This is a genomic window from Halovulum marinum (genome assembly GCF_009697225.1).
In the GTDB taxonomy this organism is placed as follows: Bacteria; Pseudomonadota; Alphaproteobacteria; order Rhodobacterales; family Rhodobacteraceae; genus Halovulum; species Halovulum marinum.
In genome coordinates this window covers 1-17,263 of sequence record NZ_WIND01000029.1, presented here as the reverse complement: position 1 = coordinate 17,263, position 17,263 = coordinate 1, and the positions used below count along the sequence as shown (strand labels likewise).

The 17,263-nt window shown below is 64.8% G+C and carries 20 protein-coding genes; 8 read left to right on the top strand and 12 right to left on the bottom strand.

The genetic code is table 11. The annotated features are described in order from the left end of the window. Positions 1–30: 30 nt before the first annotated feature. From GE300_RS20460 to GE300_RS20435, 6 genes are all read right to left on the bottom strand, one after another. Positions 31–822, bottom strand: coding sequence for a hypothetical protein (locus GE300_RS20460; RefSeq protein WP_154449348.1), 792 nt, complete (start codon positions 820–822; stop codon positions 31–33). Positions 823–844: 22 nt separating this feature from the next. Then, the gene (locus tag GE300_RS20455; RefSeq protein ID WP_154449347.1) at positions 845–1,702 is read right to left on the bottom strand and encodes an ATP-binding protein; all 858 of its coding nucleotides are present in this window, start codon (positions 1,700–1,702) and stop codon (positions 845–847) included. Between the two features lie 104 nt (positions 1,703–1,806). Continuing rightward, positions 1,807–2,289, bottom strand: a complete 483-nt coding sequence (locus GE300_RS20450) for a hypothetical protein (RefSeq protein ID WP_154449346.1) — start codon at positions 2,287–2,289, stop codon at positions 1,807–1,809. A 35-nt stretch (positions 2,290–2,324) separates the two neighbouring features. After that, positions 2,325–2,672 (bottom strand): hypothetical protein, encoded by a 348-nt coding sequence (locus tag GE300_RS20445; RefSeq protein ID WP_233417246.1) that lies wholly within the window; start codon positions 2,670–2,672, stop codon positions 2,325–2,327. Continuing rightward, positions 2,672–2,938 (bottom strand): helix-turn-helix transcriptional regulator, encoded by a 267-nt coding sequence (locus tag GE300_RS20440; protein ID WP_154449344.1) that lies wholly within the window; start codon positions 2,936–2,938, stop codon positions 2,672–2,674. Before GE300_RS20440 ends, GE300_RS20445 begins: the two co-directional genes overlap by 1 nt. A gap of 202 nt (positions 2,939–3,140) precedes the next feature. Further along, positions 3,141–3,824: a hypothetical protein gene (locus GE300_RS20435; RefSeq protein ID WP_154449343.1), complete on the bottom strand. Its 684-nt coding sequence runs from the start codon at positions 3,822–3,824 to the stop codon at positions 3,141–3,143. Between the two features lie 116 nt (positions 3,825–3,940). Here GE300_RS20435 and GE300_RS20430 point away from each other — a divergent pair, with 116 nt between their 5' ends. The 6 genes from GE300_RS20430 (at position 3,941) to GE300_RS20400 (ending at position 8,046) form a co-directional block, all read left to right on the top strand. Continuing rightward, positions 3,941–4,618, top strand: coding sequence for a LexA family transcriptional regulator (locus GE300_RS20430; RefSeq protein WP_154449342.1), 678 nt, complete (start codon positions 3,941–3,943; stop codon positions 4,616–4,618). Positions 4,619–4,620: 2 nt separating this feature from the next. Beyond that, positions 4,621–4,851 (top strand): hypothetical protein, encoded by a 231-nt coding sequence (locus GE300_RS20425; protein WP_154449341.1) that lies wholly within the window; start codon positions 4,621–4,623, stop codon positions 4,849–4,851. Beyond that, complete coding sequence (locus GE300_RS20420) at positions 4,848–5,567, top strand: hypothetical protein (RefSeq protein WP_154449340.1); 720 nt, start codon at positions 4,848–4,850, stop codon at positions 5,565–5,567. The genes GE300_RS20425 and GE300_RS20420 overlap by 4 nt, the downstream gene beginning before the upstream one ends. A 321-nt stretch (positions 5,568–5,888) precedes the next feature. Then, positions 5,889–6,341 (top strand): DUF2924 domain-containing protein, encoded by a 453-nt coding sequence (locus tag GE300_RS20410; RefSeq protein WP_154449338.1) that lies wholly within the window; start codon positions 5,889–5,891, stop codon positions 6,339–6,341. Then, entirely contained in the window at positions 6,338–7,663 is a 1,326-nt protein-coding gene (locus tag GE300_RS20405; RefSeq protein WP_154449337.1) for a recombinase family protein, read from the top strand. The genes GE300_RS20410 and GE300_RS20405 overlap by 4 nt, the downstream gene beginning before the upstream one ends. After that, the gene (locus GE300_RS20400) at positions 7,660–8,046 is read left to right on the top strand and encodes a hypothetical protein (RefSeq protein ID WP_154449336.1); all 387 of its coding nucleotides are present in this window, start codon (positions 7,660–7,662) and stop codon (positions 8,044–8,046) included. Before GE300_RS20405 ends, GE300_RS20400 begins: the two co-directional genes overlap by 4 nt. Here GE300_RS20400 and GE300_RS20395 read toward each other — a convergent pair. The 6 genes from GE300_RS20395 to GE300_RS20370 are packed head-to-tail and all read right to left on the bottom strand — an operon-like array spanning position 8,009 to position 14,062. Further along, positions 8,009–9,424, bottom strand: coding sequence for a type I restriction endonuclease (locus GE300_RS20395; RefSeq protein WP_233417245.1), 1,416 nt, complete (start codon positions 9,422–9,424; stop codon positions 8,009–8,011). The genes GE300_RS20400 and GE300_RS20395 overlap by 38 nt on opposite strands. Further along, positions 9,421–10,497 carry a serine/threonine-protein kinase gene (locus GE300_RS20390; protein WP_154449335.1) on the bottom strand — a complete coding sequence of 359 codons (1,077 nt, stop codon included), beginning with the start codon at positions 10,495–10,497 and terminating at the stop codon, positions 9,421–9,423. The genes GE300_RS20395 and GE300_RS20390 overlap by 4 nt, the downstream gene beginning before the upstream one ends. After that, positions 10,494–10,961, bottom strand: a complete 468-nt coding sequence (locus GE300_RS20385) for a RuvC family protein (RefSeq protein WP_154449334.1) — start codon at positions 10,959–10,961, stop codon at positions 10,494–10,496. The genes GE300_RS20390 and GE300_RS20385 overlap by 4 nt, the downstream gene beginning before the upstream one ends. Then, positions 10,958–12,112, bottom strand: coding sequence for a restriction endonuclease subunit S (locus GE300_RS20380; protein WP_154449333.1), 1,155 nt, complete (start codon positions 12,110–12,112; stop codon positions 10,958–10,960). The genes GE300_RS20385 and GE300_RS20380 overlap by 4 nt, the downstream gene beginning before the upstream one ends. Beyond that, positions 12,105–13,622 carry a type I restriction-modification system subunit M gene (locus tag GE300_RS20375; protein ID WP_154449332.1) on the bottom strand — a complete coding sequence of 506 codons (1,518 nt, stop codon included), beginning with the start codon at positions 13,620–13,622 and terminating at the stop codon, positions 12,105–12,107. The genes GE300_RS20380 and GE300_RS20375 overlap by 8 nt, the downstream gene beginning before the upstream one ends. Then, positions 13,622–14,062, bottom strand: coding sequence for a restriction endonuclease subunit S domain-containing protein (locus GE300_RS20370; RefSeq protein ID WP_233417244.1), 441 nt, complete (start codon positions 14,060–14,062; stop codon positions 13,622–13,624). The genes GE300_RS20375 and GE300_RS20370 overlap by 1 nt, the downstream gene beginning before the upstream one ends. A gap of 156 nt (positions 14,063–14,218) precedes the next feature. Here GE300_RS20370 and GE300_RS20365 point away from each other — a divergent pair, with 156 nt between their 5' ends. After that, positions 14,219–16,132: a type I restriction endonuclease subunit R gene (locus tag GE300_RS20365; protein WP_325063342.1), complete on the top strand. Its 1,914-nt coding sequence runs from the start codon at positions 14,219–14,221 to the stop codon at positions 16,130–16,132. Then, positions 16,129–16,845 carry a M48 family metallopeptidase gene (locus tag GE300_RS20360; protein ID WP_154449331.1) on the top strand — a complete coding sequence of 239 codons (717 nt, stop codon included), beginning with the start codon at positions 16,129–16,131 and terminating at the stop codon, positions 16,843–16,845. The genes GE300_RS20365 and GE300_RS20360 overlap by 4 nt, the downstream gene beginning before the upstream one ends. Positions 16,846–17,263 lie beyond the last annotated feature (418 nt).

Sequence of the window (17,263 nt, the reverse complement as noted above, 5' to 3'; positions counted from 1 at the left end):
GACCTCCGCCGCCGTGCTGCCGACCGCGCCTCACCCATTGAGCCAGGCGGGCATACCGGTCGCCGGCGCTCCGCTCGGCGCGTTGGGCGGGGACGCGGGCGACTGGTGGGCGGGCGGCTGCTGGGCGGGCGGTTGCTGCGGGGGCTGCTGCGGAGCCGGCGCCGGCGCGCCCCAGGCCGGAGCCGCCGCCGGGGCATGCGGTTGCGCGCCCCATGCCGGCGTGGGCGCCTGCCATCCCGGCGCCGGCGCGCTCGCGGCTTTCCGCGGCGGGGCGTTGACGGGCTCCGGGGGCACGGTTTCGCCACGCATGATCGGAGCGTGCTGCGGTTCGTCGGGCAGAACGACGTTCGCGATCCGGTTCTGGTCGCGGTATTGCGGGTTGGAAGCGGGCTCCACCATGATCCGGGCGGCGAAGACGATGCCGTCGAGATGCTTGAGCCCGGGCAACACACGCTTGGCCTTGGCGTCGGGGCTTTCGTCCCTGGGATCGAGCCCGAGAGCGCTGTCGACCATCGCCCGAAAGGTGGACTTCGAGATCTTCCAGCCGATCGACTGGCCCTTCTCGTCGACCTTGCCGCCCGCCACCGTAAAGCTCTGCCAGAACTTACGGCGGGCATGCGGCCCCTCGAGGATGGTGAACTCGCAGTCCAGCATCTTCGCGTCGCTCGACTGCGAGGCCTTCAGGAGCTTCGCGTCCATCGGGGTGGCGCCATCCACGCCGCCGAGGCGTACGGTCAGGCGGACCTTGGCGAAGGTGCCGTCGGGGATCAGCTCGCCGATGGGGGCCATCTGCGGCTGGGCGTCGTTGAGATCGTAGCTCATGGATCTGTCCTTTGCGTCTGGATCAGGAAGGGGTGGCGGGGTGAGCGGGCGCGCGGCCGTCGATCTTCGCGATCAGCGCGCCGAGATCGGGCGGCTCGGTCACATCGAGGCGGCCGGAGCGGTCCTTGGCGGGAAGGCCCCAGGGGTTGCCGGAGCGGCAGACGAGGCGGCGCTCGGCGGAGGTCTCATCCAGGGTCCAGTCGCCCTTGGCGTTGCGGCCGAAGAGCTGCATCGAGACCACCTGATCGACGATGCCGGGCAATTCCCGTCCGGCCTTCGTGCCCTCCATCTGCGGCTGCCACGTCGTCGCGCCGAACTCGTCGGTGACCTTCTCGAGCACGCCCACGAAGATCACCGTCTTGCCGCGGGCATGCTGGAGATGCTTCAGCGCCTGGATCACCTCGCGGCCGAGCAGTCCGTAGGCGCCGCGGACATCGGGCTTGCCGGTCCGCTCGGAGAACGCCTCCGGCTGCTGGCGGGCATAGGCCATGGCCTGCCGCGTCAGGTCGGTGATCGAGTCGACGAAGACGATCCGCTTCCGGGCGAGGAAATCCTCGATGCCGGTGCCGAGATACTGCTGCTGCAACCAGGCGTGATATTCGGCGCCGTACCAGGACTGCGGGTGCTGCGCGGGGTCGTGCCCGCCGATCAGCACGGCGAGGTCGCGGAAATCGGTGAAACTGCGCACCGGGATCGAGTCCCCGCGCCAGTCCTGCACCGACTTCATGCCGGCCTCGAGATCGAGGCAGACGGCCTCCTCGGCGGGCAGCGTCTTCAGGAGCGTCGTCTTGCCGACGCCGGGCGGGCCGAAGATGGCGAGCGAGGTCTTGTTCTCGGCAGCCGAGAGCCGTTCGTCGGCGGTGATGATGCGGAAGGCCATGGGGTTCTCCGGGAGTTGCGTTCAGGGTGCGCGGCGGCGGGGGTGACCGGGTGCCGAAGGGGAACCTGCCCGGCGTTGCCGCGCGGGCGTCCCGCCGCCGCGCGTCACCGGTCTCGAGCCTCGAGCCGGAAGACGGGTTTGCCGGTGGTCTCGCTGCGCGCGTCCGCGAAGCCTTCGCGCATCGCCGCGGGCCAGGCGCCAAAGCGCCGCTCGGGCACGCGATAGGCGATCTCGAGATACTCGGTCGGGTCATCGCCGGCGGCGCGGATGCGCTCGGCCATCGCGGCAAGCCGGTCCTGATCCCACGAAACCTTCTTCGGCAGGTCGGCGACGATCACGACGCCCTCGTCCTCGACCCGCACCGTGCCGCTGGTTTTGCCCTGAGCGGCCCGCTCGGCCGCGACGGCGGCCTCGTAGCGCTGCGCGATCCCGGCCTCGAGCCGGTCCCGCAGCCGCTTCACGCGGGCGGTCTCGGCGAGCGCCGTCGTCTGCAGATCCAGCAACATCTCGGGCGGCAGCGCCGCGATGTCGCCGAGGGCGAAACCTTCGAGATCAATGAGGCGGGGGGCATTGTCGGGGTGCGGCATGGCGGGGTCTCCGTTGGAAGGGAATGGCAAAGCCATCATGCGGCGCGCTCTTCGAGGAGCAGCGCCGAGAGCGAGGCGTTGGCGGCTCTGGGTCTGGGTCGCGCGACGGCGATGTAGGCGAAGCGGTCGGGGCCCACGCGCTCCTGAACGAGGTGGACGAGGCCCTTCTCGAAAGCGCCCAGCGCGGCCTGACCGAGGTCGGCGAGCTGGCTGCGCTCGGGCTCCGGCAGGGTCGAGATCACCGGCGTGACGTCGATCCCGAGGAAGCCGCGGTGGTATTCGAGCCGGGCGCCGGCCTCGGCCTGTGCGATCCAGGCATAGAATTCGACGTCGGTGAGCTTCGGCATCGCCACGCGGGCGCCGACAGGGATCGCGGCGACCATCAGCATACCCGTGCGGCCCGCGCGGGGTCCGCGGTCAGACGGCGGGGCGCGTGGCCGGCACGCGCGACGGCCTCGCTGATCTTCAGGGCGCGCTGAAGCTGGCTCTGCTCGAAGGCCTCGACGTCGGCGAGCCGGTAGAGCACGCGCCCGCCGAGCTTGAGGAAGGCCGGTCCCTGGCCGCTGTAGCGCCAGCGTTCCAGCGTCCGGTGGGAGATCCCCCAGCGCCGGGCCAGCTCCTTCTGGTTCAGGCAATGCCTCTGCAGCATCGGTGTCTCCTCTCGTGTCGTCGTTGAGGAGACAGTGCGCAATTACGGTGTGGGATGTCGTGGGGACTGGCGGGGGATGCGGAGGGGGATCAGTCGGTCCTTGCAGGACTGGCTCTTGGCCGTTGACGGGGCGCCGCCATCCCCCACCATCCCTCACCCATCCCCCTCCCGATCCCACAGGGACCGGGCGGACGGGGATCGGTCAGTCGAGATTCAGGCGGTAGCCGCCTCGGCGGTCGGACCGGATCAGATGCCGCCAGTCCTTCTGCGACTTGAAGACGTCGGCCATTCGCAGGCTCTTGGAGCCGGCGCGCGACAGGATCGCCTTGCCGTTCTGCCAGGGCGCGCCGGCCTGCGCCGCCTCGTGCAGCGCGCGCACGACTTCCGCCTGGATCGGGCCAAGCTTGAACCGGCAGCCGTTGCAGCGGACCTCGAAGTAGTCGGCCGAGTGGATGAAGGTGGCTTCCTCCATCGGCTGGCCGCCGGGCGAGAACCCGGTCTCGATCTCGAAACGGTCGCGTTCATCGCGCCTTAGCAGCAGGTCGCCGATCATGACGAGGACGGGTTGCGCATCGCCCCAGGTCTCCGCGTAGTCGGCTTTCGGCGTCCGAAAGCTTTCGAGATGGACTTCGCCACACCGGAAGAGCTGGAACACATCGCGGGCGTGGAGATCGAGCAGACCGCTATGGTAGCCTTGCTCCCATGGCACCTTGTATGGCTCGCCTCGATCGTCCTCCTCGATGTCGCCGAACTCCATGGGCGCGCCGAACACGCGCACAGACAGACGCAGCTTGTCGTTCTCCGCGAGGTAGATCAGGTCGGCCTCGGTGATCTGCCACCGCTCGAGGATCTCGGGGAGCGTGAAGTACGATTTGTCGATGTGCATTCGCTGCCCTCCACGCCGATTCCCGTCTAAGGTGTTTACCTTCTGTTCTTATTCGCTTGACGAGCCTCGTTCAATCCGATTTTATCCTATTTCATCCACAGTTGGGTGGGGATGACATGACCGAGCACCACACGCTTTCCGAGCGCCTCAGAGCCCGGGCCAATCAGCTCGGCATCAGCCCCGCCCACGTCGCCGAGATGGCCGGCGTGAACCGGTCCTTCGTCTACGACATCCTGCGCGGCCGCTCCGCCCGCCCCGGCATCGACCGGCTGGCCGAGGTCGCACGCGTCCTGAAGGTAGACCGCGACTGGCTGATCCACGGGATCGGCGAGGTGGAGGGCACACCGCCCTTCATCGAGAACCCGGACGAGACCTTCGTTGCCATCGCCCACGCCAGCCCGAGACCGTCGATGGGCGGCGGGGCCGTGGTGGAAGACCATGGCGACACCGCCGGCCGCGCCTACCACTTCCGGCGCTCCTGGATCCGGAACATCCTGAAGGCCAGCCCGTCGCAGCTGCGCATCATGCATGTCGAGGGCGACAGCATGGCGCCGACGCTGCTCGACGGCGACACGGTTCTCGTGGACATGACGCGCCGCGCCCCAAACCCGCCGGGCATCTTCGTGCTCGATGACGGCATGGGGCTCGTCGCCAAGCGGCTCGAGCACATCGCCAACAGCGATCCGCCCGCGGTGCGCGTGATCTCCGACAACAAGCACTATCCCGAATACGAAAGAACGGCCGACGAGATCCATATCGTCGGCCGCATCCGCTGGTTCGCACGGGAGATCTGATCATGGCCCACGTCATCATTCGGGGGGCAAACGGTCGCCGTCACGAAGTGGACTTCGAGGACGCCGAGATCACCGTGGAGCTGCACGCCAGCGAAGACCACGTCGAACTGGTGATCGAGGCGCCCCACGACGATGCTCCATCGGACAGGAAGCGCTTCGCGCTGGTCAGCATCCCGCGGCATCTGCTGAGCAAGGCCATGGCAGATCTTGCGCGCAAGGATCGGCGATCATGATCGCGTTTCGAGACATCGACGACGCGGATCCCGTTCTGGCGCACTCTCACATGGTCCGGGGCGTCGAGCAGACCTTCGCCTGGATCGGCGAGCGCGGCGGCATTCCCCTTACGCCCTCCAAGGCATTCAAACGGGTATTCGTGCACTGGGCGGCGGCGGCGTTCGACTGGCCCGGCCACACCGAGGCCGATCTATATGCCGTGAACAAGGTGCTGAACGAGTGGGACTTCCCGCCGCTCATGCTTCTGCACGACCTGATGATCGCGATGAAGCTCGGCCGGCACTACAAGGGGCAGTTCAAGCTGACCAGGGCGGGCCAGGCGCTGGTTGGCCACCCCGGTCGGATCTTCGGAACCGTGGTCCCGTTCTTCCTGTTCCGGGTCGACCACGCCGGCGCGTCACGCTTCGACGACGAGCCCATACTCGGCAACTGGGACATCTTCCTGAACGTGCTCAACGTCGAAACCGAGGACGGCGCGACCGGCGCCGCCCTCCGGCGCGTCTTCTACGGCGAGCCGGAGGGCGGTTTCGACACCATGATGAGCGGCCTCTACGTCCAGGTGCTCCGGCCGCTCTGCTGGGCCGGCCTTCTGGAGAAGCAGGACGGCGCCAGCCGCTACCGATCCGAGGACGCGGTGTTCTTCAAGACACCGCTCTGGCGATCGGCGCTGGGTCTCGACACCGATGCAGAGGTGTTGCCCGCGACCCGTCACTGAGGGGCCACACTTCCCACTCGGTGCGCAGGTTTACGCGGAACTCCCATAAGCCATTGATTCCGATTGTTTTCGGATGGTGCGCGGGTAGCGTTTTCCCATGCGAAACGCGCCGACATATCCGCGGCTGGGCTCGAACCCACTGCCGCCCGACCAGATGACCCCCGCCGAACGCCGCGCCGATCTGTGCGGCCTGCTGGCGCTCGGGCTGGTCCGGTTGCGGCAGCGCGAGCGCGGCGAACCTTCTGACGAGAGTGGAGAAATTCGCCTACACTCTCCGGCCGACCGATGCCGTCATGCAACTCCAACTCACCGGAGACCCGCATGACAACCCACGATCCCATCCCCGCGCGCCTGGCCGCGCTGAAGACTACGACGACACCGGAGCTGAAGGCGCAGTGGAGGGAGCTCTTCGACAGCGAGCCGCCGCCGTTCAACCGCCGCTACCTGGAGAGCCGGCTGGCCTATCGCATCCAGGAACTGGCCTACGGCGGGGTGAAGCCCGAGACGATCCGGCGGCTTGAGCGGCTTGGCGAGGAACTCGACGGTGGCGACCGGAAGAAAAGCCGCATCCGCGCGGACACCATGCCCATCGCCGGCACGCGGCTGATCCGCGAATGGCAGGGTGTAGAGCACGTCGTCACGGTCACCGCGGACGGCTTCGAATGGCAGGGGCGGCCCTACAAGTCGCTCTCCGCCATCGCCCGTGCCATCACCGGGACGCGCTGGAACGGCTGGGTGTTCTTTGGCCTGAAGAACAGGAGGGCGCGGACATGACGAAGCCTCCCGCGAAACCAGGAATGATCCGGAAACAGCGTTGCGCGATCTACACGCGGAAATCGTCCGAGGAAGGGCTGGAGCAGGAGTTCAACAGCCTCCACGCCCAGCGGGAAGCCTGCGAGGCGTTCATCGCCAGCCAAAGATCCGAGGGCTGGGTGCTGGTCCGCGATCAGTACGACGACGGCGGCATCTCGGGCGGCACTCTGGAACGCCCCGGTCTGCAGCGGCTGCTGGAGGACATCGAGGACGGGCTTGTCGATGTGGTCGTGGTCTACAAGATCGACCGTCTCAGCCGCTCGCTCGCCGACTTCGCCAAGCTGGTCGAGGTGTTCGACCGCAACGGGGTGACCTTCGTCTCGGTCACGCAGTCGTTCAACACGACCACCTCCATGGGTCGGCTGACGCTGAACATCCTGCTCTCGTTCGCCCAGTTCGAGCGGGAGGTGACGGCCGAACGAATCCGCGACAAGGTCGCCGCCAGTCGAAAGAAGGGCATGTGGATGGGCGGGGTGCCGCCCTACGGCTACCGCGTCGAGAGCCGGAAGCTGGTCATCGACGACGAGAGCGCCGAACACGTCCGCTGGATCTTTGCCCGCTTCCTCGAGATCGGATCGGGGACGGAGCTCGCGCGGGAGGTGTCGAAACGCGGCATCCGCACGCCCCGCGGCAACCGGATCGACAAGAAGTACCTGTACCGTATGCTGAACAACCGCGCCTACATTGGCGAGGCGGTCCACAAGGGCGAAAGCTACCCCGGCGAGCACGACGCGATCATCGACCGCGAGACGTGGGGGCGCGTCCACGCCATCCTGCAGGAAAGCCCCCGCAAGCGCGCTGCCCGCACCCGCGCCGAGACGCCGGCGCTGCTGAAGGGGCTGCTGTTCGGGCCCGATGGCGCGGCGTTCTCGCCGACCCACACGCGAAAGGGCGGCAAGCTCTACCGCTACTATGTCAGCCAGACGGTACTGAAGCATGGCGCCGGATCCTGCCCGGTCGGCCGCGTGCCCGCACGCGAGATCGAGGCAGCCATCATCGACCAGCTGCGCGCCGTATTCCGCCAGCCGGAGATCGTGGCGGGGACGTGGAAGGCGGCGCTCACCCATGCCGACGACATCACCGAGGCCGACGCCCGCGCGGCCCTGCAGCAGCTCGACCCGCTTTGGGACGAACTGTTCCCCGCTGAGCAAGCCCGCATCGTGGCGCTGCTGGTCGAGCGCGTGGATATCGGCACTGAAGGGGTCAACGTCCGCTTGCGCATCGACGGGCTCGGCGGCCTCGCTCGCGAGATGCTTGCCGGCGGTATCGAGGCCGCCGCATGAACCGCAGCACGCCGTTCCCCGACGCGGTGACGCTCCACGTCCCGTTCCGGATCGTGAAGCGTGGCGGACGGAAGGAGATGCAATTGCCGGATGGCGCGATGCCGTCGCGCCGGACGGACAGCACACTCGTCAAGGCGCTGGCCCGTGCTTTCCGCTGGAAGAGGATGCTCGAGTCCGGCGAGTTCGCCACCATCGCCGAACTGGCCGAAAGGGAGGGCATCGCGCCCTCCTACATGACCCGGGTCCTGCGCCTGACGCTGCTTTCGCCCGACATCGTCGAGGCGATCCTGGACGGGAAGCAGGGGCCGGAGGTGACGCTCGCGCAGGTGCTGGAGCCGTTCCCGCTCACATGGCAGCATCAGGTACTGCATTTTTCTCTGTAGGACGAAAACTGCACATTGACGGATTGACTCGAGAGACGGGCCCGCCTAGATCTCTGTAAATCGCCTTACAGAGGATTCTTTCATGCGGCTCCTCGTCCATCAGCTTGCTGTTCTTCAGCGCCGTGTCGAACTTGTTGATGATCGTGGTGACCAGCGGAGCCTTGTTCTGTACGAGCTCCAGAAGGTGCGCCCCGCTCGTCGCGCGGATTGGCTCGAGGTCGCAGGACTTGAAGGTGTCTTTGATCTGCTTGTCGAGATCGTCGCGGTCCGTGACGATGATGATCCGCGGGTTCTCGATGCTGCGCTCCAAGGCAAGCGAGCGTCCCAGCATCACCATCGTCAATGACTTGCCCGAACCCTGCGTGTGCCATATCACACCGCCCTTCCGGGCGCCGCTGACGTCCTGCTGCTTGACCGTCTCGACCGCCCGCCGGATCCCGAAAAACTGCTGATGGCGCGCAACCTTGCGTACGCCGCCATCGAACACGGTGAAGCGGCGGACGAGATCGAGCAGCCGCCCGGGGCGGCACAGCGTGTACACAGTCCGGTCCTGAAGCGTTACCGCGCGGTCGCCCTCGGCGGCCATCGCGTTGAAATAGGCGCGTGCGCCTGCGAAGTCGCCGGAGAAGATGGCGTCCTTCTCCGCTGCGGTGAGCACGCGGTTCGCGAACGGCGCGATAGCCTCGTCGGTGTCTTCCTCGTCGCGCCAGGTCTGCCAGAACTTCCGCGGCGTCCCGACCGTCGCATAGCGCGCCTCGTTCCGGTTCATGCCGATAAGCAGCTGGGCGAAGTAGAAGAGTTGCGGGATGTTGTCCTCGTTCTGGTAGCCGATCAGCTGGCTGTCCGCCTTCTTCAGGCTTTCGGTCGGCCGCTTGTTCTCGATCACCAGGATCGGGATACCGTTCACGAACGCGACGATGTCACAGCGCTTGGTCTGGCTCGATGCGGTCCTCTCGACCGAGAACTCTGCGGTGACGTGGAAGACGTTGTTCTCCGGCCGCTCCCAATCGATGTAGCGGAACGAGTAGCTCTTCGAGTCGCCGTCGATGGACTTCGTGATGGTCGTGCCGAGGACGAGCGTGTCGTAGATCTCCTGGTTCGTTCCGCGGAGGCCCTTCAGCCGATCTGGCGTGGGCTTCAGCCGCCGCATAGCTTCATGCGCGTCCTCGAGGTCGAAGCCATACTCGCGGCCCCGATGCGTGAAGCGGTTGATGCGCATGAGCTGCTCAGCGAGCACATCGTCCAGCACCACGTTCCGCAGGCGCCCGCCGCGCAGGCGTAGGGCTTCCTCCTGGGAGAGCGGGGTGAACCCGAGCGCAACAAGCAACTGCAGCGCTGGCACTTGGGACTGGTGTTTCTCGGCGGCGTTGAAGGTCATTTCCCGGTCACCACGAATTGCTTGAAGTCCGCGACGACCTTTTCCGCCTGTTTCTGGGTTAGACCACGCGTGCAGAACTGGGTGACACGCTGAGTATTGCCCGAGACCACATTGCGCTTGCTACAGGTCACGTCGAACTTCCCGCCTGCCACTGGCGAGACCGAGTGCGAGAATTCGTAGGTCCCGCATTTTCCGACCTCATTGCCGGCAGCGTCGACGGTCCAGTGTCCTGGATAGTCCAGCTTCTCGAGAGCGCGCCGCATCTCGAGCGCGCTGGTGTGCCGCTTGGCCGGATCAGGATGTACGGCCTTCAGAATGACACGCCGAACTGCCGGCGGGATGTGGCATCCGAAGTCCTTCGCCTGAAGCAGCTTCCCCGACGCAATGTCCTGTTCGTACTGCGCCGAGCCGATGCTGGCGCGGACTGCACGCAGGTGGTCCAAGTGGATCAGCAACCTCGCAAGGGTCATCCCGACCTGGAAGATGTCCGAACTTACGCCGATGTTGCCCGTCGCAAGGACTTCCGGCGCACGGTGGAGAACATAGGCGTTTGGGGCCGCGACCGGGGCACCGTTCGATGAAACGCCAGTAATCCCATAATCCGACAACATGGCCTGGTGCTGGGGTCCCAGCAGAATGTTCCCCGGCTTGATGTCGTTGTGATAAAAGCTGCGCGCATGGAGATACTCCAGCCCTTGCAGAATATCTCGAGCGATCCGCAGGACGGCCGGTAGCGGCAGATAGCCGGCCGGATTTGCCAAGGTCTCGACCGAGCCGTTCGGCTGGTAGTCCATGGCGAGGATGACAGCATGTTCCCCCGATACCGGCACAACATCCGCTTGGTGGACGTACACGAGGTTGTTGTGCTCGAGGCGGTTGCCGATCTGGGCTTCGCGCAACCGCTCATCCACTGACACTCCCGGCTGGAGGATCTTGACCGCGTACTCGCGCTGCACGGCCAGATCATGCGCGAGCCAGACCTCACCGAAACTTCCGCGGCCGATCCTGCTGACAAGGTGGTACTTGTAGAGGTTCATGCCGGGCGTGAGAGTGGCAGGGACAAGCTGGTTCATGGGTGGCTCAGCCCCAGCCACGCGGCGTTCACGGCGTCCGCCATCTTGTTGTCCCAGTACTTGTCGGTCTTGCCGACCCGGGTTTCGGCGTGCTCCTTCGTGTCCTTGCTCGTGGTTGGCATGGATGCATAGATCTTCAGCTCGACCGGGATGCCACGATGCGCACAGGCGAGCACGACGGCGGCATCGGCATGGGCAGACTTGCGCTTCGCCTTGGTGTCGCTCTGCGTGTATTCGTTCTGCTTGATCACCACCTTTTCGATGCCGGGATGGGCATCGAAAATCGCGCGAATTTCTTGGTATAGCCAGTTCAGCCGCTCGGCGTCGGCCTCCTCCCCGATCGAAGCGGGGACGGACAGCTTGTTGTCGCTGGCAGCGTTCTCCAACGTGTAGGCGCCGCCCACCTCAGACACGACTGCGTAGCGGGGGGCCTTCGGGTCGCCGCGAAATCCAAGAACCTTCATGCCCATACCTTCTCTGAATTCACGCGCCACTCGCCCGTCAGCAGCTTTTGCATCAAGCCACGTTTCTGGCGGGTCAGGGCTTCAATTTGGGCGTCGATAAGCGAGAGTTCGGTTCGCGCGCATGCCAGAGCGTCAGCGATGCGATCCTGCGTCGCTCGATCTGGCAAACGCACCGGCGATGCCAACCAATCGCCGGGAGCGATACGACGTGCCTTTCGCTGACCACGAGCAAGGTGAAGTTGTCTAGTGTAGTAGGCCGGCCGGGTCAGATACTCGATCAACCAGACCGGATTGACGCTAGAGTTGCAATCGAAGGCTGGCAGGTCGAGCGTGGACTCGCACCCCTCAAGCTCAGGGCCGACAAGGGCGAAAGCCCCATTTAGGAAGTCCAGTTTGCTCCAGATGATTTGACCTGCCACGCGGCGATAGTAGCGAGTATTAGCGCTGCCGCGACGGGGTTCGATCTTCTCCGTCGCGCCCTTTCCATACAAGCGCACCGAAACTTTTCGTGCGATTGCACCATTTGTTCCGGGAATGCGGCTTTCAGTCAGAAAGTCTCCGAAGCAGACGGGCTGACCATGGCGGCTGGCGCGCGCCATAAGGGAGTCCCGGAGTCCAATGAGGCGGTCTTCGTGGGCGGAGCGAAGCGTCGTGAGCTTTTCGAGCCCCTCTCCCCATGTGCGCAAGACCTCAGCGATTTTGCGTTGCTCATGCAACGGAGGAAGATCAACGACCTGGTCTGTGATATCATCCTTCTGGACATGAACGAGGGACGATTTGAAACCGTGCGCGTTCGCTTCGATACGGCGAGTGGCGACCTGCAAGGCGAGATAGAGCCAGTACTTATCGATGCCCTTCTTGGGCACGACACGGAAAATGTGCTGGTTGAGGACCCCGCGAGGTCCTGGCCAAATCGTCGGGCCGAACGAAACGCCTTTGACCCCAGCCCACGCAAATAGAAGATCCCCAGGTTCGACGATCCATTTCGGCTTAGGTGTCCCATCAAAGAAGTTGAAGTTCTGCGACCCGTTAAGGTTCTGGATCCGAATGATCGGCAGCCCGGAAGCACTCCAATCCGGCGGGCGAAAGCCGTTGCCGTTGAAGAAGTCGCAGAGATCGCCGATCGAACGGCGGGCATGACCCTTATGCATCTACGCCGAGCTCCTTCAGATACTCGGCCATTTTGGCCCGCACCTCGGCCAGCTCGGCCTCGATCCGCAGGATGTCCTTCTGCACGGCGGCGACGTCGATCTCTTCTTCGGGCTCGAAGGTGTCGACGTAGCGGGCGATGTTGAGGTTGTAGCCGTTCTCGGCGATCTCCTCGGGGCTCGCCCGGTACGAATACCGCTCGACCTCGGCGCGCGTGGCGTAGGTTTCCAGCACCTTCGCCACATGCGCGTCGTCCATCACGTTCTGGGTCTTGCCCAGCGTGAATTCCTTGCTGGCGTCGATGAACAGCACGTCGCGCCGGTCCGCGTTCGCGCCGCCTTCCTCGCGCGAGCGGTTGAAGATCAGGATGGCGACCGGGATGCCCGTGGTGGTGAACAGGTTGGCCGGCAGACCGACCACGGCGTCCAGCAGGTTCTCCTCGATCAGCTGCTGCCGGATGCGCCCCTCGGCGCCGCCCCGGAACAGCACGCCATGCGGCACGATCACCGCTACGCGGCCGGACTGGCGCTTGGCGATCTCGATCATGTGGGTGATGAAGGCGTAGTCGCCCTTGGACTTGGGCGGCACGCCGCGCCAGAACCGCTTGTATTGGTCGCTGTCGGCGTCCTCCGCGCCCCACTTATCGAGCGAGAACGGCGGATTGGCGAGCACCACGTCGAAGCGCATCAGGTGGTCGCCCTCGACCAGCGATGGGCTGTTGAGCGTGTCGCACCACTCGATGCGAGCGGCGTCCTTAGCGTGCAGGAACATGTTCATGCGGGCCAGCGCCCAAGTCGCCCCGTTCACTTCCTGCCCGTAGAGGGCGAAGTTCTCGGACCCAACCTCCTGCGAGGCCTGGATCAGCAGCGAGCCAGACCCGCAGGCGGGGTCGCAGATCGTGTTGCCGGGCTGCGGTGCCGCCAGCTTGGCCAGTAGACGCGACACGGCAGTCGGCGTGTAGAACTCGCCCGCTTTCTTGCCGGCGTCCGAGGCGAAGCGCGAGATCAGGTAGATGTAGCACTCGCCGATGATGTCCTCGGTCACGCGCGACGGGCGCAGGTCGAGGGCAGGCTTGGCAAAGTCCTCAAGCATGGTCTTGAGGCGGCGGTTGCGATCCTTTGGGCGGCCGAGGTTGGCCTCGGAGTTGAAGTCGATGTTGCGGAAGACGCCCTCGAGCTTCGCCCGGTTCGCGTCCTCGATCTTCTCCAGCGCGATGTTGATCAGCTCGCCGATATTGGCCTCATTCCGTTGGGCGTACAGGTCGTAGAAGCTGGCGCCCTCCGGCAGGATAAACCGCTCGCGCTCGAGGCGCCGGCGAATGCGGGCCTCATCATCGCCGTACTGCTTACGGTAGGTCTCGAGATGGTCGTTCCAGAGGTCCGAAATGTACTTCAGGAACAACATCACGAGGATGTAGTCCTTGTACTGGCCGGCATCGACGGCGCCCCGGAAGGTGTCGCAGGCCGCCCAGGCGGTCTGGTTGATCTGCTGTTGGGTAATCTGGTCGGTCATCAGGCAATTTCCTTCTGGTCGGCGGCCTTCGCGGCATCGCCGAGAATGGCGCCTACGAGTTCTTCGCGGCTAGCGGCGAGTTGACGGAGCAGCTGCCCCTCCTGCCGGGCGAGGGCATTGAGTTCGACGATACGTTTCTGCGTGGGTAGGTCAGGCACGGCGATCTCGAGGTTCTCGAGGGCCGCCATTGGAATCATCCTGAGGCTTGTGCCCTGCGCTTCCGCGCCGAGCCTGCGCTGCGCGTCGGGCTGGTTAATGGCCCATGCCACGTATTCGGGGAGAACGCGGTCCCTGTCGGGGCGAACGATCACCAACGGGACAATGACCACGACGGGCTCCGGCAGCGGATCGCGAATGGCCGCTGCAGCGTTCGGTTCGCCACGCGAGCGAAAGACGACCTCGCCGCCGCGGACGAAGTATCGGTCGGACAGCTTGCCCAAGTTGTACCTCTGTAAGTCTGGTCCTGGCGCTTCGCCGTTCGTTCCGACGTCACGCAGCTGAAGCGCCGGCACGCCACCCTCCGACAGCGGATCGAGCCTGCCGCGCGCCGTGTAGCCGGAGTGAATGTCAGAGAGCTCCGCGATCCGAACATCTTCGTGCTGGTCGACGAGAGCCACAGGACGCAGACGGGACGCTACGGCGGCCACAGCCAGTTCGCCGCCAAGATGCGGCGCCTTCTGCCCAAGGCCTGCTACCTCGGCTTCACCGGCACGCCCCTGCTGAAGAAGGAGAAGAACACGCTGTCGACCTTCGGGCGGCTGATCCACCGCTACGCCATCGACGAGGCGGTCGCCGAAGGCGCCGTCGTGCCGCTGCTCTACGAGGGACGGCTTGTGGAGCAGCAGGTCTCGGGCACCGTGATCGACCGCTGGTTCGAGAAGATCAGCGAGGGGCTGACTGACAGCCAGAAGGCCGACCTCAAACGCAAGTTCTCCCGGATGGACGCGCTGGCCAAGACTGACCAGGCCATCCGAGCCAAGGCGTTCGACATCTCCGAGCATTATCGCCAGCACTGGCAGGGCACTGGCTTCAAGGCACAGCTCGTTGCCCCCTCGAAGGCCGCGGCCGTCCGCTTCAAGGAAGTTCTCGACGAGATCGGCCACGTCTCGAGCGCGATTGTCATCTCGCCTCCGGACGAGAACGAAGGCAACGAGGAGGTCGACCAGGAATCCAAGGACCTCGTGCGCCGCTTCTGGTCGCAGATGATGGCGAAGTACAAGACCGAGGAGGAGTACAACCGCCAGATCATCGATGCCTTCAAAGGCTCCGGCGATCCGGAGATCCTGATCGTCGTCTCCAAGCTGCTCACCGGCTTCGACGCGCCCCGGAACACGGTGCTTTACGTCTGCAAGTCCCTGAGGGAACACAATCTCCTGCAGGCGATTGCGCGGGTGAACCGGCTCTACGAGGACGGCGGAACGGAGAAGCAGTTCGGCTTCATCGTCGACTACGAGGGGCTACTCGGCGAGCTGGACAGTGCCCTGACGACGTACAGTGCCTTTGAAGGTTACGAGGCGGCCGACCTTGCCGGGACGGTGCATGACGTCCGGGAGGAGATCCGCAAGCTGCCCCAGCTGCACGACCAGCTCTGGGACCTCTTCAAGCCGGTCCGGAACAAGAAGGACATGGAGCAGTTCGAGCAGCACCTCGTCGACGAGGCGCTGCGCCATGAGTTCTACGCGCGCCTCAAGGCATTCAGCCGGTGCCTGCACATCTCGCTCTCGTCCGACAAGCTGTTCGATGTCTTCGACGAGACCAAGGTCGATGCCCTGAAACGCGACTGGAAACAGTTCTCCGAACTCAAGCGCTCGGTCCAGCTCCGCTACCAGGAGACGGTCGATGTCCGCGAGTTCGAGCCGAAGATCCAGAAGCTGCTCGATGACCATGTCGTGGCGATGCCTGCCGAGACCATCATCGAGGTGGTCAATATCAACGACCCCGATGCGCTGAAGGCGGTCGTCGAGGAGACGGGCGTCTCCGAAGCCTCGAGGGCGGACCGCATCGCCAGCGCCACCCGGCGGGCAATCACCGAGAAGATGGATGAGGACCCGACGTTCTACAAACAGTTCTCCGAGCTGCTCGAAGAGACCATTCGCGCCTATCGCGAGAAGCGGCTCTCCGAGCGCGAGTACCTGAACAGCGTCGTGGACCTCGCGAACAAGGTGGCACGCAAGGATCGGGGCCGGGATGTTCCTGAAAGCATCCGGGGCGATGAGGATGCACAGGCGTTCTTCGGCGTCCTGGAAGGTCAGCTCAAGATCAAGGACGATGAGCCGGTGGCCGGCGACGAAGCAGCATCCATCGCCCTGGAGATCATCGACATCATCAAGTCCCACCTGATCGTCGACATCTGGTCGAACGAAGTGGCCCAGAACAAACTGCGCAATGCCATTGATGACTACTTCTTCGACGTTCTGCGTGACGAGAGGGGCGTCGACCTGCCCGTGGAGGTTCTCGACGATGTCGAACTCAAGATCATGGATCTTGCTCGGGCCCGGTTCGCGGCATGACGCGGGAACTGCACTGCCTGCAGTACGGCGAGCAGGAGATCCGGTACGAGATCGTCCGCCGTACGAGGAAGACGCTAGAGATCGCTGTCGAGCCGGATGCTTCGGTGGTGATCGCGGCCCCAGAGGACGCGACGCTCGACGCCATAGAAGCCAAGCTGCGGAAGCGCGCGGCATGGGTGACGCGGCAGCAGCGGTACTTCGCCCAGTTCCTTCCAAGAACACCGGAGCGCAGGTTTGTCGCCGGTGAGACCCATCTCTACCTCGGGCGTCAGTATCGGCTGAAGGTCGTCCCGCATGTCCAGGAAAGCGTGAAGCTGATCGGCGGCTTCATCGTCGTGCAGACACACCGGCCTACCAGGCCGGAGGTGACGCGCGAACTGATCGAGGCATGGTACCGGGACCGGGCACACATCAAATTTCCGGAGCGGATCGAGCTCTGTCTCGGCCACTTCCCGGATCCGGAGGCATTCCGGCCGAAGGGGCTCATCGTGCGTCAGACCCGGCAGAGGTGGGGATCCATGTCTCCGGCAGGACGCCTGCTGCTGAACCGCCGCCTCGTGCAGGCGCCGGTCGACGCCATCGACTACGTGATCACCCACGAGCTATGCCATGTCGCCGAGCCACATCACGGCCCCGCATTCTTCGAGCTCCTCGACAAGGTGATGCCCGATTGGGAGCGCCGGAAGCAGAGGCTGGAACGGGCCATGGCCTGAGAACTTCCGAACCCGGTCGTGGCAGACTCAAACGCGACTCCAATCCAAGCAATTTCAACGGCTTGAATTTCGTCAATATCTACATGGGCTTATGAGAAATTCACCAAATCGGCGCAGTCATGAGGTCCGGAGAATATCGGCCCTGAGAGACCGCTTCCGGGGCTCCCGGTGCCGGGGCCAGTGCTCAGCCCCTCCCACAAACCCCTTTGAAAACACGGAAAAATCCCGCCGCAGCCGGATCGGGAGAACGCTTTCGCGAGGGCGAGTGGCGGAGGGGATGGGCCTGACGTCGAACCTTCTCTGTGCGCTAAGCTGTTGAGTTGAAAGCTGTTAGAAATTCTGGGGTAGTGTCCAGAATCTTTCGCACATTTTCTCAGGCGACGGCTCCGTGGGTTGAGGTTTGCTCCGCGTAGAGCGG

Excerpts from the sequence above, each read along its gene's own strand:
- GE300_RS20460 (WP_154449348.1), bottom strand. The coding sequence starts at position 822 with ATGAGCTACGATCTCAACGACGCCCAGCCGCAGATGGCCCCCATCGGC.
- GE300_RS20455 (WP_154449347.1), bottom strand. The coding sequence starts at position 1,702 with ATGGCCTTCCGCATCATCACCGCCGACGAACGGCTCTCGGCTGCCGAG.
- GE300_RS20450 (WP_154449346.1), bottom strand. The coding sequence starts at position 2,289 with ATGCCGCACCCCGACAATGCCCCCCGCCTCATTGATCTCGAAGGTTTC.
- GE300_RS20445 (WP_233417246.1), bottom strand. The coding sequence starts at position 2,672 with ATGGTCGCCGCGATCCCTGTCGGCGCCCGCGTGGCGATGCCGAAGCTC.
- GE300_RS20440 (WP_154449344.1), bottom strand. The coding sequence starts at position 2,938 with ATGCTGCAGAGGCATTGCCTGAACCAGAAGGAGCTGGCCCGGCGCTGG.
- GE300_RS20435 (WP_154449343.1), bottom strand. The coding sequence starts at position 3,824 with ATGCACATCGACAAATCGTACTTCACGCTCCCCGAGATCCTCGAGCGG.
- GE300_RS20430 (WP_154449342.1), top strand. The coding sequence starts at position 3,941 with ATGACCGAGCACCACACGCTTTCCGAGCGCCTCAGAGCCCGGGCCAAT.
- GE300_RS20425 (WP_154449341.1), top strand. The coding sequence starts at position 4,621 with ATGGCCCACGTCATCATTCGGGGGGCAAACGGTCGCCGTCACGAAGTG.
- GE300_RS20420 (WP_154449340.1), top strand. The coding sequence starts at position 4,848 with ATGATCGCGTTTCGAGACATCGACGACGCGGATCCCGTTCTGGCGCAC.
- GE300_RS20410 (WP_154449338.1), top strand. The coding sequence starts at position 5,889 with ATGACAACCCACGATCCCATCCCCGCGCGCCTGGCCGCGCTGAAGACT.
- GE300_RS20405 (WP_154449337.1), top strand. The coding sequence starts at position 6,338 with ATGACGAAGCCTCCCGCGAAACCAGGAATGATCCGGAAACAGCGTTGC.
- GE300_RS20400 (WP_154449336.1), top strand. The coding sequence starts at position 7,660 with ATGAACCGCAGCACGCCGTTCCCCGACGCGGTGACGCTCCACGTCCCG.
- GE300_RS20395 (WP_233417245.1), bottom strand. The coding sequence starts at position 9,424 with ATGACCTTCAACGCCGCCGAGAAACACCAGTCCCAAGTGCCAGCGCTG.
- GE300_RS20390 (WP_154449335.1), bottom strand. The coding sequence starts at position 10,497 with ATGAACCAGCTTGTCCCTGCCACTCTCACGCCCGGCATGAACCTCTAC.
- GE300_RS20385 (WP_154449334.1), bottom strand. The coding sequence starts at position 10,961 with ATGAAGGTTCTTGGATTTCGCGGCGACCCGAAGGCCCCCCGCTACGCA.
- GE300_RS20380 (WP_154449333.1), bottom strand. The coding sequence starts at position 12,112 with ATGCATAAGGGTCATGCCCGCCGTTCGATCGGCGATCTCTGCGACTTC.
- GE300_RS20375 (WP_154449332.1), bottom strand. The coding sequence starts at position 13,622 with ATGACCGACCAGATTACCCAACAGCAGATCAACCAGACCGCCTGGGCG.
- GE300_RS20360 (WP_154449331.1), top strand. The coding sequence starts at position 16,129 with ATGACGCGGGAACTGCACTGCCTGCAGTACGGCGAGCAGGAGATCCGG.